The organism is Selenomonadales bacterium, from assembly GCA_018335585.1.
GTDB lineage: Bacteria > Bacillota > UBA994 > UBA994 > UBA994 > UBA994.
The window spans coordinates 109,156-124,091 of the sequence record JAGXRZ010000053.1 but is presented as its reverse complement, the minus strand read 5'-3'; the positions used below and the strand labels follow the sequence as shown (position 1 = coordinate 124,091).

Sequence of the window (14,936 nt, the reverse complement as noted above, 5' to 3'; positions counted from 1 at the left end):
TCTGCTTCATAGCCTTGACCATGATTCGACTTATCCAATACAAAATCTTGAACTTTCAAGGCAAGGATCTGCTTAATGAGGATGGCTGGGAGTCCGGTCTATCGGCAGATCGGATCAAAAAGGCGTTGGCTTCATTCCAAGCTGATGCTTTACCCGCAGGGTACTATCGTCTAACCAAGCCAAATGAGGACATGCGAGTGATCCTTGAATCGCTCAGGATCAAAGGCGACCTAAGGTTGCCGACGGCCAGCGAACTGCGCCGCCTCAAATACAGCCTCGACAAAGCCACAGAGATGTGACTACATTTCTATACCCGCCAGTACCGACAAAATCTCCTGCAACCACAATGGTTTCAGGAGATTTTGTTCCCTTGGCATCTGTTAAACTCGGGCATAAGTCAATGGTCAAGGCGTTTCGTCTCATAGACAACAATCCCAGCAAGAAAGTCGGTTCCGGAGCGGTAATATGCCTAGCCAAGGCGCGCTTGCCTTTGACAGAGCACGTTTGGGTCCTGCCGGTGACCATGATATAACGACGTCTATCGAGCCCGAGAGTTCGCCTGCCTGCCATTACAGAAGGCTAGCTGCCTCATGGTCGGCCACTAAGGTGACATCGGGGTGTGTCTGCAACACAGAGGCAGGCACGCGAGGGTCTACGCTGCCGCAGAGGGCTAGGCGCAGGGCCTCGCTTTTATTTTTGCCGCTTACGAGAAGCAGAATCTTCTTGGCCTCGAGGATATTTCTAATGCCGAGGCTGATTGCGAAGCGCGGCACCTGCGAAGGGTCGGCAAAGTGGCGTGCATTCGCGGCAATCGTTGCTTGGGTAAGACCTACGCGGTGTACACCTTGCACAAAGCTCGTGCCGGGCTCGTTAAAGCCAATATGGCCGTTCTGCCCTAGACCAAGTATCAACAGGTCTATGCCGCCGCACGCAGCAATTCGCCGCTCGTAGCGCGCGCACTCAGCGTTGACGTCTAGAGCAAGAGCGTCAATGAGATGGATATTGTGCGGAGCAAAATCCACCTGTCCTAACAGATTGCGGTATAAAAAGAAGCTGAAGCTAGCTGGGTCAGCGGGCGCCACCCCGACGTACTCATCTAAAGCAAAGGCCGTTGCCTGTGCGAAACTTAGGCCTGACTCTCGGTGCATACGCACCAGTTCAGCGTACATAAGGCGGGGCGTCTCACCCGCCGCCAGCCCTAAGGCACAGGCGGGCTTGTCGCGCACTGCGCGCCCAACCAGCTGTGCCGCCCAAAGGCAGGCCTCACTGTGTGAGGAAGCTACTACACTGCGCATTTGCTCACCTCCTGTACACGCACTCGCCGCGCACATAGGTCTGGCTGATGTTTAAGTCCCGGTCAAAAACGGTTATGTCGGCATCTAGTCCTACAGCAAGGCGGCCTTTGCGCTGCGACAGGCCAAGCACGCGCGCGGGATTAGCTGTAACTAGCTGCACCGCCTTGGGAAGAGACAGCCCCGTGTTGGCCATAAAGTTGCATACAGCGCGGTCTAGCGTCAGGGCGCTGCCAAAAAGCTGTCCGGTAGGGAGACGCACGGCGTTCCCCTGCAGGGTCACTGTCTTGCCATATAGCTCGTAAGTGCCATCAGGCAATCCGGCCATGGTGCTATCGGTAACGAGAACAATTCTCTCCGCGCGCTTAGTGCGAAGCAGAAGCCTCTGCATGGCGGGGTGCACATGGACGTTGTCGGCGATAAGTTCACAGTAGGCGTCGCTGTCGAGTGCCGCCCCGAGCGCGCCCGGCTCACGGTGATGCAGAGGAGCCATCGCGTTAAAGACGTGCGTAAACAGACAGGCCCCACCGGCCACGGCGTCCATTGCTTGCTCATACGTGGCGGATGTGTGCCCAACCGCAACCTTAACGCCATGCTCGATACACTGGACTATAAATTCCGCCCCACCCGGCAACTCGGGGGCGAGTGTAACGACTTTAGTTACGTCGCTAAATTCGGCCAGCAGCTCCGGCACAGGCAAAGCGAGGTGGCGGGCGTCGTGTGCCCCCTTAGCTCGCTCGCTAATAAAGGGGCCTTCTAGGTGACAGCCTAAAACGGCTGCGCCTGACGAAGCCCCCGCAGCTATCCGAATATGGCCGAGGACCTCTCGCAGGCGCGGGAGAGGGTACGAGATGGTGGTAGGCAAAAAGGCAGTTACGCCTGTAGAGGGGAGCTGGCGCGCCATTTTGACGAGGCCCAGCCCTCCTGCGTCAAGGGTGTCGCCGCCGCCAAACCCATGCACATGTATGTCGATAAACCCCGGCGCGACGAATAGGCCCCTCGCGTCAATCACCTCAGAAAACCTTCCCGTCGGGGGATGCGCCTCGTCGCTTAGGGCCACTATTTGCTCGCCAAATACTAGGCTATGCCCTAGGAGCACTTCGTCGGCTAGCACCAAAGCAGCGTTCACGATGGCTTTCATGCGCTCACTCCTCAGCAGAAGAAATTTGCGTGATGCCATTATGGCCAGCAGGAAACAGTCGGCATAGCGCGAATTGTTGGACTAGAGGTCTATACCAGTATAGCACTGACGCACGCTACCGGCAACGCAGGACTTTTCCCGGCAGGAAGGTGAGTAAGTGACGGCTAGTTTTTTTGGAGAAATGACTTTGCAGACGGACTCGCCCGTACCGCTGTACTTTCAGCTGCAGGCAATAATTAAGCGCCTGATTGAGACAGGGCATGTTTCCTGTGGCGACAGGCTTCCCTCCGAACGACAAATCGCCGAATGGGCCATGATTAATCGACTGACGGTGCGGCAAGCACTAGCGGCACTGGTAAACGAAGGCGTGCTCATCCGTAGACGCGGGCTGGGGACTTTTGTCGCACCGCCTAAACTAGAGCAAGGGTTAACGAAGCTGACCAGTTTTACCGAGGACATGCTTAGGCGCGGGTTATCCCCCTCTACTGTGGTGTTATCTCTCAGTGTGCAGGCGGCCGAGCAGCGCATAGCGCAGGCGCTCTGGCTCACGCCCGGCGAAGAGGTCATAGTGCTAGAGAGACTGCGTCTGGCAGATGATAAGCCCATGGCACTTGAGGTGTCGCACATGCCCTACCGCCGGTTCCCCGACTTTTTGACGGCAGAGTTCGATTTAGCCCGCACCTCGCTGTACGAACTACTGCGCCGCCACTATAATGTTGAGTTTGCCCGCGCCATCGAAACGCTCGAGGCGCGTTCCGCTCTAAGCCGCGAGGCAGAGCTGCTCGGTATTGCCAGCGGGGCTCCTCTCCTGGCGCGCGAACGCACCACCTTAGACAGAGCAGACGTCCCGCTTGAACATGTGCGTTCGCTCTATCGGGCGGATCGCTACAGATTTGTAATCGAGGTGGTAAAGTGAGGCAGACCGGTTTTTTTGCGGGGGTAGACGGGGGCGGGACTAAGACCGAGGCTTGCATTACCGATGCCTACGGAGCTGTTTTGGGTAAGGGTAGCAGTGGCCCCGCTAACCATTTCACTGCCGGCGGGCAGCAGGCCATGCAGGATGCGGTTGCCGCGGCTCTAACTGCCGCCTTGGCAGAGGCCTCGCTACACGACGAGCAGCTATCTGCCATTTGTATAGGTCTTGCCGGGGTAGGCAGGGCCGAGGAGCGACGCGTTGCACAGGAGGCTTTGCGGCTGCTGTGGCCGGGCACACCGCTCTTAGTTACGGAAGACAGCCGAACGGCCCTCGCTGCGGCCCACGGCGACCAAAACGGCATCGTAGTGATTGCCGGCACAGGCTCAAACTGCCTGGGCAGGAATGGCGATACCTTTATCGGTCTTGGCGGATGGGGCGCATTGCTAGGCGACGAAGGCGGGGCATACGCAATAGCGCTCACGGCGCTACGCCAAGCGATACGTCTGCACGAGGGATTGCGGGGCGAAAAGTCGCCGCTGTTGGAGCGGTTTATGACTAGGCTTGCTCTCTCTGCTCCCCGCGACCTCATACCCTGCCTCGCGAAGATGTCTACCTCAGAGGTGGCCGCGTTAGCACCGTTGGTCTTTTCGTCGGCCAAGGCAGGAGATGCGCTATCCTCAGCCATTGTCAGTTCTCACGCAGAGACACTCGTCGAGCGTGCGGTAAAGGTAGCCGAGCTCCTGTCACTTGACGCGCCGCACATCGCGCTTGTCGGCGGTTGCTTCCGCGACGAGATGTATGTAGGGCGAGTATCTGCGTCACTGCAGGAAGCACTACTTCTGTCCAAGGTGTTTGTCTCGCTAGTTCCGCCGTGTGAGGGGGCAGCTAGTTTGGCGCGGGCGTTCTACGCCAAGACGCAGAGGGGGGATGTGGGCTATGCATAAACCACGCACGGAGCGGGCCAATCAGCGCACGGTTGACCTTGACCTGTGGTCGGTAGACCAAGTGCTAGCCGCCATACACGAGGAGGACGCTCAGGTACCACCCGCGGTGGCGGCGGTACTTCCGGCGATTAAGCAGGCGACAGAGATAGTTATAGCCTCTTTGACAGCAGGCGGCCGGGTTTTTTACGCCGGTGCAGGCAGCAGCGGAAGGCAGGCTGTACTTGATGCCAGTGAGCTTCCGCCTACTTTCGGCACGCTTGGCAAACGCTTTGTTGTGCTAATCTCGGGCGGTAAAGAGACGATGTTGGTCGCCGATGAAAAGGCCGAGGACGACCAAACAGCCGGTGTGGCGGCTGCGCGCGAACAAAACATAGGAGCCGCGGACGCCGTTATCGGGATTGCGGCCTCGGGGCAGACTCCTTTTGTCGCGGGTGTAATGGCTGAAGCTCGCGCACTAGGGGCAAAGACGATAGCTTTGGTGGGCGCGCCGGGTCGCCTGGTGACGCTCGCCGATGTGTCCATTTGCTTTGACGTCGGGCCGGAGGTAGTGGCAGGGTCGACAAGACTTAAGAACGGCACGGCGCAAAAGCTGATTCTTAACATGATTTCCACCGCGTCCATGATTGCCCTTGGACGAACCTACTCGAATCTAATGGCGGGGGCGAGCTCGCATAACGCTAAGCTTAACCGCCGGGCAATCGACATACTAACCGCCGCAACCGAGGTTACCGAGGACAAAGCAAGGCAACAGCTTGCCGACTGTACCGGGGAGTTAGACACTGCACTTGTCTCCCTGCTGTCCGAGCAACGCCCGGAAATAGCGCGCTCGGCGCTGCAGAACACCGGCGGCTCGATTAGGTCAGCTATCTCCCTAGCCTGCGGACAGCGGCAGTCGCCCGCACAGAGCCGCAGGGCATCGTTCACCCCCTTTGCAGCTGCTTTCGCGGTTGTGGAACGGGCAGTGGGTAACGGCGAGGGTAGCATCCCCGGAGCTGTGGCTGCTGTGCTGCGTCGCGGCCGCATTGAAGACATACGCGCCTTTGGCTTAGCAGTAAGGGCGCCGGAGCGCTTGCCAATGCAGTTGCATACCATTTTCGATGTGGCGTCGCTCACCAAAGTTATGGCTACGCTGCCTGCTGTTTTGCTGCTGGTAGAGCGCGGCCTAGTGCGGCTTGACGACCCGCTAGCGCTCTTTGTGCCGTATTTTGGCCAAGCAGGCAAGGGCAGGATTACGCTGCGGCACTTGCTGACCCACACTTCCGGTTTACCTGCGCACTTGCACCTCTGGCAGCTCAACTTGTCGGCCGCGGAGATGATTGACTACATTTGTGCACTGCCGATGGGTGAACAGGAACAACTAGGCCAGACCGTAGTCTACAGCGACCTCGGGTTCATGATGCTCGGTGAGCTAGTGCGCGCAGTCAGCGGCATGAGCCTAGCTGATTTTGCCCGCGACAATATTTATCTCCCCCTAGGCATGGACGACACGTGTTTTTTGCCTGGCCATGAAAAACGACGCCGCACTGCTGCGACCGAGTACCGCAGCGACTACGGCAGATTTATGTGGGGGGAAGTGCACGACGAAAATGCCCATGCCCTCGGCGGTGTGGCAGGGCACGCCGGGTTGTTTAGTACCGCGGCGGACATCGCGGTTTATGCTGCCATATGGCTAAACAACGGCAGGCACCGCGGCGAGGCTATTCTCTCACCGCACAGTGTAGCGTTAGCTACGGCTACGCATGTCGGCGGTGCGGAGCCGCGCGGCTTAGGTTGGCTGCTACCCTCACGCACACATTGCTCGGGTGGAGACTTTCTCTCGTGTGGCGCTTTTGGCCATACGGGGTTTACGGGGACTAGCTTGTGGTGCGCGCCGGCACACGACCTCGGCATAATTCTGCTCACTAATCGCGTGCACGCAGGCCGAGACAGCACCGACATCTACTCGCTACGGGCACGCTTCGCTAACGCAGTGGTGACCGGCCATGCGTAAGCTTGACCCTGCGCGTTTGTCTGTAGCCGAGAAGGCCGGACAAGTGATGATGTGTGGGTTCCTTTCGCCTGACCCTAATGCGGCCAGAGAAGCTGTGCTAGAGCTTGGGGTAGGCGGCGTCATCTACTTTAGCCGCAACCTAGGCACTCTAGCGGAAGTGCGCGCTCTGTCGGCAGCACTGCAAAGCATGGCACAGACATCGTCAGCGCAGTGGCCGCTCTTTATCGCCACCGACCAGGAGGGCGGGCCGGTTTCCCGGCTCAGCAAAGACGTGCCGCGCTGGCCGCCAGCCATGGCCCTTTCGGCCGCTAGTCTAGGCCTAGGGGACACAGGCTTCACACAGCAGATCTATTACGCCCTAGGGAGGGAACTTGCCGCCGCAGGCATCAATGTCAACTTTTCGCCGGTCTTAGATGTTAACGACACCCCCGAGAACCCAGTCATCGGAGTGCGGTCGTTTGGCGATGATGCGCAGTGGGTCGGCGCACTCGGGCAGGCGGCAGTGCAGGGGTTGACGGAAGCACAGGTTATGGCTGTAGGCAAGCACTTCCCCGGTCATGGGCACGCTAAGGAAGACTCGCATGCTGTGCTACCCCGGGTGGAGCGCGATAGAGAGGCGCTTTCTCGCATCGAGCTAGGGCCGTTCCGCCATAGCATACACCACGGCATTGCAGGCCTGATGACGGCGCATGTAGTCTATCCCGCGCTAGACCCAGATAAGCCTGCCACTCTCTCCCCCGCGATAATCCAAGGGGTCCTGCGCGACAGGCTGCAATTTGGCAGATTAGTCTTCACCGATTGTATGGAGATGTCGGCTATCGCCAAGGGGGTAGGCACGGCTAGTGGCGCGGTGCTGGCACTTAGGGCCGGGGCGGACATGGTACTTATCTCCCACAGCCCGGCAGTGCAGCAGGCGACACACGCTGCCATTTGCGAGGCTTTAGCTTCGGGCGAGCTGCCTATGCAGCGCATAGACGAGGCACTTGGCCGCATTGCCGCGGCTAAGGCGCGGTGGTGCACACGCGCAGAGCAGCCCCTTACTGCCACGGAGCGCGACGCCTTTGCTCGGCTCCGGGAGAATGCTTACGGCGCAGCTGTTACGGTGGTGCATGACGCACAAGCTCTCTTGCCCCTGCCCGACTGCCAAGGTGTAAAGCTTGTTGCCGCCCGCGACGATGGGGTGCTCCACAATGCACGCAAGAACTTGGGCCGACTCCTGCAAATAGGTGACGGACCTCCTACCCAGGGCGAGTGCCACACGGCCGTGGTCTTGGTACGCGGTCTGGCGACGGACGCAGTACAGGCGGTTACTATGCGGGAAATCGCACGTCGCTTTCTGCGCACTATAGTAGTGGCCGTAGGCGCGCCCTACGACCTAGCGGCCGCGCCCCCACACACCACACAGGTCTGTACCTACAGCACCGAACTACAGGCACTTGCCGCGCTGGCCAAATTGCTGTCAGGACAACAAAGCGCAGTCGGCAAGCTACCGGTGCGACTCTCGCAAACGAGCAACAGCACCCCGCCTTCCTGCTGACGGCAACAGCATTTTTCCCGCGACTACGGGGTGCGCAGCCCCGGTAACCTGAGGCAAAGTGTTGTCCACCCCGTGATAGGCATAGTAGGCCATTACCCCAAAGGCTAGAGCCTCACGGTCACGGGCAACAAGACCTATATCCTCAAAGGTGTACACAGGCACAGGAAGACACTGGCGCAGTGCTTGCATAAGCGTAGGGTTATACGCACCACCGCCGGCGACCAACACCTCGTCTAGCCCGCGCGGCAATACATAATCACGGTAGCCTGCGGCAATGCTCGCGGCTGTAAAGGCTGTCAGCGTAGCCATAAGGTCATAATTAGTGCATTCGACCTGAGCGGCGCACTGTAGCATCTGTTCTAAACAAAAAATCTCACGTCCGGTAGATTTAGGAGGTGGTAGCCGCAAATATGGGTGATGCAGCCAGGTGGCAAGAAGAGCCGAGTTGACCTTCCCGCACGCTGCCAATGCACCGTCGCAATCAAAGGCCAGGCCAAAGAACCGCTGTGCGGCTTCATCTAACAGGCAGTTCCCCGGCCCGGTATCGAAAGCCAATACTTGGCTACTATCGCCGTCCGCCGGCAGGTAGGTTAAGTTGGAAATGCCGCCTATGTTATGGATGGCCCTCGCAGATCCTGGTTTGTGGTACAACTGCAGATCCCCAAACGCCACTAAGGGTGCCCCCTCACCCCCCGCCGCCAAATCGGACTGGCGAAAATCGCAGATGACCGGCACGCGGCAACGTTCAAGCACCCAAGCAGCTTCGCCTAGTTGGAGTGTGCTCTTTACGGTAAAGCCCCGTTCTGGGTCAAGGCGAGGAATATGGAAGATGGTTTGCCCCGACAGTGACACCAAATCGACGACAAACTTATCGCACACGTTCCCGGCTAAGGCGGCATAGACGTGTCCAATCTCGGCGTGAAGCTCAGTGATAAGTGCGACGTTGCCGGAGGTGGAGCGCATTGCTCGCAGCAAACGTGCCCTAAGCGTGGGAGAATAATCTACGCGTGAACGCGCTACCACCGACCACTGAAGCCTGCCCGCTTCGACCGAAAAATTGGCTAACACCGCATCAACTCCATCAGCCGCAGTGCCACTCATTAGACTGAGTACGTGAAGTGGGAGCCATTCCATTTAAGAGCCCTCCTAGTCGCCGCATGCTAGTCTTTGACTCTATCATAACAAAATTAAGAAGGAGCGTGTCTATTGTGAAAATGAGGCTGCTGGCCACCACTCTCATCCTCGCCTTGGTAGCGACGATGACGGCTGTCGACTTCACTGCACAGGCAACAACCCCCTGGCGCGTGCTCATCAACAATGCGCCACTGCAATTCGATGTCCCCCCCGTTATTGAGCAAGGCCGCGCACTTGTGCCGATGCGGGCCATCTTCGAGGCGCTAGGGGCGACGGTACACTGGGACGAGGCTACCCGCACAGTTACCGCCTATCGCCGCGAGTCAGCGATTGTGCTAGTCATCGGCAGCCGTACGGCTTGGGTCAACGGGCCCTCGCGCACACTAGATGTCGCCCCGGGAATCGTGAACGGGCGCACCTTAGTACCACTGCGGTTTGTCGCAGAAGCGCTCGGGGCCGAAGTTACTTGGGACGGCCGGGTTACGATTGGCATAAACCACACTCCCTACATCACACCACCGCTAGGCGGTACGATTACTTTTGGTGCTACAGCCGACCCAATCATCCTAAACCCCATTATGTCGACCGACACAGGCTCAGCCTTTATCCACGGCCGCACTAACTGGGGCCTCGTGCGCATGAACGTCGAGAGCTTGCCGATGAACGCCATTGCCGACCGTTGGCAATGGGACCAGGCGACCCTTACGTGGCGCTTTTGGCTTAACCCGCGTGCTAGGTGGCAGGATGACGTGCCTGTCACCGCTCGTGATGTCAAGTTCACTTTTGACACCATCGCCCATGCCGATTACGACGGCCCACGCCGCGCCGTGGTGCAGCATGTGCAGGAAATCGTGGTGGTGAACGACCACACCGTCGATTTCCGCATGCGGCAAGTTGACGCGAGCTTCCTCTTCCGCATTGGCTTGGGGCTATTGCCTCACCATCTGCTAGGCAACGTTCCGGTACGCGAACTGCGCGGCCATGCCTTTAGCCGCAGTCCCATCGGCAACGGCCCGTACCGTTTTGTGCGTTGGGTTACCGGCCAGTTCGTGGAGTTAGTTCGCAATCCGCAGTTTTTCCAGAACCCGCGCCCCTACATTGAACGAGTGGTGGTTCGCACTTTCCAGGATGACGCCGTGCGCCAAGCCGCCTGGGAAGTCGGTGACATCGACTTTTTGGCTTCGATTTCGCCGGACGCCATCGAGCTCGTCAAGCGCAACCACTCTCACCGCGCGCAGTTCAGAGAGATAATGGTACATGGTTTTGACTCGATTACCGTCAATCTCGAACACCCGATCCTAAGAGACCGTGCGGTACGTCAGGCGCTAGTTACGGCCATCGACCGGCAGGCTATGGTCAATACAGTGCTAAACGGGTTCGGGCGCGTTCTGCACAGCGCACAAGTTTCTACTTCATGGGCACATGGCGCTACAGGGCTAGACCCATACACGCACAGCGTAGTAAGAGCGCGGCAAATGCTTGATGCCGCCGGCTGGCGAGTCCCAGCGGGAAGTCGGGACGGCGTCCGCATGAAAGATGGCCAGCGCCTGAGCTTTGGCATACTGGTGCAGTCTGGTCACGTTTCGCGCATGGATGTGATGACCATGCTCATCAGCTACTGGAGGCTGGTTGGTGTCGAGGCCATCGGGGAGACGATTGAATGGGCGGTACTAGGCGAACGTTCGCGACGCACGCAGTTCGACATGATGATCACCGGCTGGGCTCCCGGGCCGGACCCAGACGTCTTCCGCTTCTTCCACTCTTCCCAAGCTGAGCGTAATGCGGCCGGCCATGTGCCGGGCTTTAACCGCGGCTTGTTCCGCAATGCCGAAGTAGACAGGCTGTCCGAAGCCGCTTTGGCCACGGTCGACGTAGCGGAACGCCGGCGCATCTACCATGAGCTCGATGTGATTCTCAATCGAGAAGTGCCCTGGATTTGGCTGTTCCAGCGCAGTGCCGTTTCCGCCGTGTCGAACAGGATAGGCGGAGTGGTGTGGTCGCCCATTGGCGCCGAGGAGCTCGATGCTTGGTTTATTCGCCCCTAGTGGTCTCCACTGTCGTCCATGTACAAGGCAGCTCCGCTAGTAACGAAGACACTTATCTGCTAGTAGAGCAGCAAGGGCTTTACGCTGTAGTAGATGGCGCCACCTCACTTGTCCCTTACTGCGGACCTAATGGCGAAAGCGGCGGCTTAGCTGCCGCTCGCCTAGTCACCGAAGTCCTAGGACACTATGCTGGGCAGGGGGCTAATGACCCCCTGCCTCTTGTAGCCGTGCTGAAGCTCGCGAACGACGAGTTGCGAACCGCTATGACCGCGGCTGGCATAGATGTATCGCGTCCTGAGGAGCGGTGGGGAGCCTGTGTCGCGGCGGTGCGATTGCATGCGGACTACCTAGAGGTGGCACAGATTGGCGACGCAGTGTTAGCACTGGTGCAGGCCGATGGCAGCGTGACCCTCGCGACCCCAAACCAGCTGGTAGGCGTCAGCCGCATCACGCGGGAGCGATGCCGCGAAGCTAACGAGCGCGTGTTTTCATGTGCTAATGAACGCCATGCCTTCATTCGCGAGGGGCTCTTAGCAAACAGGCAGCTAGCAAACACCCAAGGTGGCTACGGCGTACTGAACGGGCAACCGGAAGCAGAGAGTTTCATTTGCTCTCGGCGCATACGCAGGGAAAGTGTTCAGGCCCTGCTCTTAATGACTGACGGCCTAGCTTTCCCGGGAACCGAACATGAGGATGGGCTAGGGATACCTGAGGTAATTGCTCATGTGCAGCTCATGGGGCTAGCCAGCTACGCACAATGGCTACTAGAGCAAGAGCAAGAAGACCGTGCATGTCTGCGCTTCCCGCGAGCTAAAGTCAGCGACGACAAGACAGGCATCTGGCTGTCGTTTGTGGCCCCTAATGTGTGCCGCTAGGCTAGCCACCCGCTGCCCCCCGAAATCTGGGTCTTGGACAAGGCAGTAGTTGTCATTGTCATGTGTTGATGCCCATGCTACAATATACAAGATAATCCCAACACGCCAAGGAGGGGAACATCATGAGGCAGGTTATTGTATACCCGGGGGAAGATGGCTGGTGGGTGGTGGAGTGCCCCAGCCTGCCCGGCTGCGTCAGTCAGGGGGAGACAAAGGAAAAGGCCATTCTTAATATTAGAGAGGCCATCCAGGGATACGTTACGGCTTTAGAGGAGGACGGATTGCCTGTCCCAGAAGAGCGTTTTGAGGCCATCGTGGTGGCCGTATGAGCAAGTTGAGTTTGTAGAGTTGCTCTAGGCCTACCTGCCATGCTCGCACGTAGATTCACCCATACTCCTGGGACCGTATCGGTTTACGGGCACCATTGCCTTAGCGGGCGACGCCGGTGAAATCGCAGCAAACCCGGCTGTGCAGAGCGCTTACCTGGGAGGGCACTGACGGCACCGTCCTTATCGCAAAAAAACAGCCGCTCGTAGCGGCTGTTTTGCTTTGACCGTATGCGCGGCACATGTCTACTGCAGAGCGGATACCTCATAGCGACCGTTAATTTTGGCGACCCATTTGGAGTGACAGCAGTCGCAGCACAACGTCACTTCCCTCCCGCTGCCGCCTTCCGTGACAAACACCACCTGAAACAGCAGTGAGCGACCATTGCCTAGAACCAAGCGCGGTTTGTCGGGCCGCAGAAACTTTAGCTCGCGCTCGGCCGCAGCAGAGGCCAGCACTTCTTTGCAGACGCACATAGATATCCGTAACTCCTTTTAGCCGGTCAGTCCGAGGCAACCGGCAACTAAAAAGAGTCTATCACGCGCCGCATCTAAAGAAAAACCCAGCCCATTCCCGCTTAAGCTCGCCACACGCTGTTTATGGCCTATATTTCGCATGGATATCGTCCATGCTCAGCGCTGCCAAGCCGCGCCTTAGTTTGCTCAGCACGACAGCGCCGATAATGCAATAATTAGCAGATTAATCATGTAAATTTACTCATTCGTGCCTGTTTGCGTGCCTACTACGTGCCTACTTAGTTGAATGCCCCGCCTTCAGCTCTATCAGCAGGTCGCGCAGCATAGCCGCATGCTCGAAGTTAAGCTCCTTAGCCGCCTGCTTCATTTCGCGCTGGATTCTACCGATGACGTCAACGCGCTCTTTGTGCGTCATCGCGCCGAGATTTCCGGCCGAGAGCTTAGCCGAGATGGCCGGGGCTGCACCAATGGTAGCCTCTATAATATCGTGCACTCGCTTCTTGACCGTATGCGGTGTGATGCCGTGGGCCTCGTTATAGGCCTGTTGCTTCACGCGCCTGCGGTTAGTTTCGTCTATGGCCCGCTGCATAGAGTCGGTCACTTTGTCGGCATACATCAACACCTTGCCGCGCTCATTGCGCGCTGCCCTGCCTATAGTCTGGATAAGCGAAGACGTGGAGCGGAGAAAACCTTCTTTATCAGCGTCTAGAATGGCCACCAGCGACACCTCGGGCAAGTCAAGGCCCTCGCGCAGGAGGTTTATGCCGACTAACACGTCAAACTCGCCTAGACGCAAGTCGCGGATGATGGCCATGCGCTCGAGCGTCTCCACATCCGAGTGCAAATACCTCACCCTTATGCCCATTTCCTTGAAGTAATCCGTGAGATCCTCTGCCATGCGCTTAGTTAGCGTGGTGACAAGCACTCGGTCGCTAGCCGCTACGCGCTCTCTAATCTCACCGTATAAGTCATCGATCTGACCGTGCGTCCGCCGCACCAAAATCTGTGGGTCAAGCAGCCCTGTGGGGCGAATTACCTGCTCGACTACCTGCGAGCTCTGCGACACCTCGTAATCGGCAGGCGTAGCCGAAACATAGAGCAACTGCGGCACGCGTTTTTTAAACTCGGCAAACGTCAAGGGACGATTGTCCATAGCCGAAGGCAAACGGAAACCGTGTTCGACTAGTGTCTCCTTGCGCGAACGGTCGCCCGCGTACATGCCGCGCACTTGCGGGATGGTGACGTGGGACTCGTCGACCACCAGTAGAAAGTCCGCGGGGAAGTAATCCAGTAGCGTAAAGGGAGGCGTACCCGCTGCCCTACCTTCAAGGTGCCGCGAGTAGTTCTCTATGCCGGAGCAAAAACCAACCTCTCGCATCATCTCAAGGTCATAGCGGCAACGCTGTTCTAGGCGCTGCGCCTCCAACAGCTTGTCCCGCGCGCGAAGTTCGGTTAACCGCTCTGTTAACTCAGCCTCTATGCGCTCGATGGCCGCATACAGCTTGTCCCGGCTGGTAACAAAGTGGGACGCCGGGAAAATAGCTGCGTGATGCCGCCTGCCCTTCACTTCGCCTGTCAGCGTGTCAATTTCGGTGATGCGCTCGATTTCGTCTCCAAAAAACTCTATTCTGAGCGCTCTGTCCATTTCGGATACCGGAATAATCTCTAGGCTATCCCCACGCACGCGAAAGGTACCGCGTTCAAAGGCTATGTCGTTGCGCGCGTACTGCATCTGCACGAGGCGGCGCAGGATATCGTCTCGCTCTCGCCGCATGCCCACCCGCAGGGAAAGCGAGTTTTCCGCGTATTCCGCCGGGTTGCCGAGGCCGTAGATGCACGATACGCTGGCGACGATGATGACGTCCCGCCGTTCGAGCAGGGCGGTAGTCGCGGAGTGGCGCAGTTTGTCTATCTCCTCGTTGATTTGGGCATCCTTTTCAATGTATGTGTCGGTGCGCGGGATGTACGCTTCCGGCTGGTAGTAGTCGTAGTAGCTTACAAAGTACTCTACGGCGTTTTCAGGGAAGAACTGCCGAAACTCCCCACACAGCTGGGCCGCTAGGGTTTTGTTGTGCGCAAGCACGAGCGTTGGCTTCTTCACCTCGGCGATGACGTTGGCCACGGTAAATGTCTTGCCGGAGCCGGTTACACCTAGTAGCGTCTGTTCCCTGTCTCCTGCCGTAATGCCGGCACTCAAAGCGGCAATGGCCTCCGGCTGATCGCCGGTGGGGCGAAAATCAGAATGTAGCTTAAACATCG

Annotated in this window: 15 protein-coding genes; 10 read left to right on the top strand and 5 right to left on the bottom strand. The window is 58.2% G+C overall.

The features are described from left to right. Positions 1-299: hypothetical protein (locus KGZ66_10720; GenBank protein MBS3986057.1), on the top strand; the 299-nt coding region annotated here is incomplete at its 5' end. 71 nt (positions 300-370) lie between these two features. Beyond that, the gene (locus KGZ66_10715; GenBank protein ID MBS3986056.1) at positions 371-532 is read left to right on the top strand and encodes a hypothetical protein; all 162 of its coding nucleotides are present in this window, start codon (positions 371-373) and stop codon (positions 530-532) included. 37 nt (positions 533-569) lie between these two features. Here the strand turns inward: KGZ66_10715 and nagB are convergent, their stop codons facing one another. Together nagB and nagA are read right to left on the bottom strand one after the other, a co-directional pair. Continuing rightward, complete coding sequence (gene nagB / locus KGZ66_10710; GenBank protein ID MBS3986055.1) at positions 570-1,295, bottom strand: glucosamine-6-phosphate deaminase; 726 nt, start codon at positions 1,293-1,295, stop codon at positions 570-572. 4 nt (positions 1,296-1,299) lie between these two features. Continuing rightward, positions 1,300-2,433, bottom strand: coding sequence for an N-acetylglucosamine-6-phosphate deacetylase (gene nagA, locus KGZ66_10705; GenBank protein MBS3986054.1), 1,134 nt, complete (start codon positions 2,431-2,433; stop codon positions 1,300-1,302). A 157-nt stretch (positions 2,434-2,590) separates the two neighbouring features. On the opposite strand from nagA, the gene KGZ66_10700 reads away from it, so the two are divergent. The 4 genes from KGZ66_10700 to nagZ are packed head-to-tail and all read left to right on the top strand — an operon-like array spanning position 2,591 to position 7,820. Next, positions 2,591-3,349, top strand: coding sequence for a GntR family transcriptional regulator (locus KGZ66_10700; protein MBS3986053.1), 759 nt, complete (start codon positions 2,591-2,593; stop codon positions 3,347-3,349). Next, on the top strand, positions 3,346-4,293 hold the full coding sequence (locus KGZ66_10695; protein ID MBS3986052.1) for a hypothetical protein: 948 nt from the start codon (positions 3,346-3,348) through the stop codon (positions 4,291-4,293). The genes KGZ66_10700 and KGZ66_10695 overlap by 4 nt, the downstream gene beginning before the upstream one ends. Beyond that, a complete protein-coding gene (locus KGZ66_10690) occupies positions 4,286-6,283 on the top strand; it encodes an N-acetylmuramic acid 6-phosphate etherase (GenBank protein MBS3986051.1) in 1,998 nt (665 codons plus the stop codon). Before KGZ66_10695 ends, KGZ66_10690 begins: the two co-directional genes overlap by 8 nt. Then, positions 6,276-7,820: a beta-N-acetylhexosaminidase gene (nagZ, locus tag KGZ66_10685; GenBank protein MBS3986050.1), complete on the top strand. Its 1,545-nt coding sequence runs from the start codon at positions 6,276-6,278 to the stop codon at positions 7,818-7,820. Before KGZ66_10690 ends, nagZ begins: the two co-directional genes overlap by 8 nt. On the opposite strand, the gene KGZ66_10680 is transcribed toward nagZ, so the two are convergent. Beyond that, the gene (locus KGZ66_10680; GenBank protein MBS3986049.1) at positions 7,770-8,954 is read right to left on the bottom strand and encodes an anhydro-N-acetylmuramic acid kinase; all 1,185 of its coding nucleotides are present in this window, start codon (positions 8,952-8,954) and stop codon (positions 7,770-7,772) included. The genes nagZ and KGZ66_10680 overlap by 51 nt on opposite strands. Before the next feature lie 74 nt (positions 8,955-9,028). On the opposite strand from KGZ66_10680, the gene KGZ66_10675 reads away from it, so the two are divergent. The 4 genes from KGZ66_10675 (at position 9,029) to KGZ66_10660 (ending at position 12,372) form a co-directional block, all read left to right on the top strand. Next, positions 9,029-10,999 (top strand): hypothetical protein, encoded by a 1,971-nt coding sequence (locus KGZ66_10675; protein MBS3986048.1) that lies wholly within the window; start codon positions 9,029-9,031, stop codon positions 10,997-10,999. Continuing rightward, the gene (locus KGZ66_10670) at positions 10,981-11,874 is read left to right on the top strand and encodes a protein phosphatase 2C domain-containing protein (protein MBS3986047.1); all 894 of its coding nucleotides are present in this window, start codon (positions 10,981-10,983) and stop codon (positions 11,872-11,874) included. The genes KGZ66_10675 and KGZ66_10670 overlap by 19 nt, the downstream gene beginning before the upstream one ends. 122 nt (positions 11,875-11,996) lie before the next feature. Beyond that, entirely contained in the window at positions 11,997-12,203 is a 207-nt protein-coding gene (locus KGZ66_10665; GenBank protein MBS3986046.1) for a type II toxin-antitoxin system HicB family antitoxin, read from the top strand. Positions 12,204-12,237: 34 nt separating this feature from the next. Next, positions 12,238-12,372, top strand: a complete 135-nt coding sequence (locus KGZ66_10660; protein MBS3986045.1) for a hypothetical protein — start codon at positions 12,238-12,240, stop codon at positions 12,370-12,372. 74 nt (positions 12,373-12,446) lie between these two features. Here the strand turns inward: KGZ66_10660 and KGZ66_10655 are convergent, their stop codons facing one another. Both KGZ66_10655 and uvrB read right to left on the bottom strand, forming a co-directional pair. Further along, entirely contained in the window at positions 12,447-12,677 is a 231-nt protein-coding gene (locus tag KGZ66_10655) for a hypothetical protein (protein ID MBS3986044.1), read from the bottom strand. A 274-nt stretch (positions 12,678-12,951) separates the two neighbouring features. Continuing rightward, entirely contained in the window at positions 12,952-14,934 is a 1,983-nt protein-coding gene (gene uvrB / locus KGZ66_10650) for an excinuclease ABC subunit UvrB (protein ID MBS3986043.1), read from the bottom strand. Positions 14,935-14,936 lie beyond the last annotated feature (2 nt).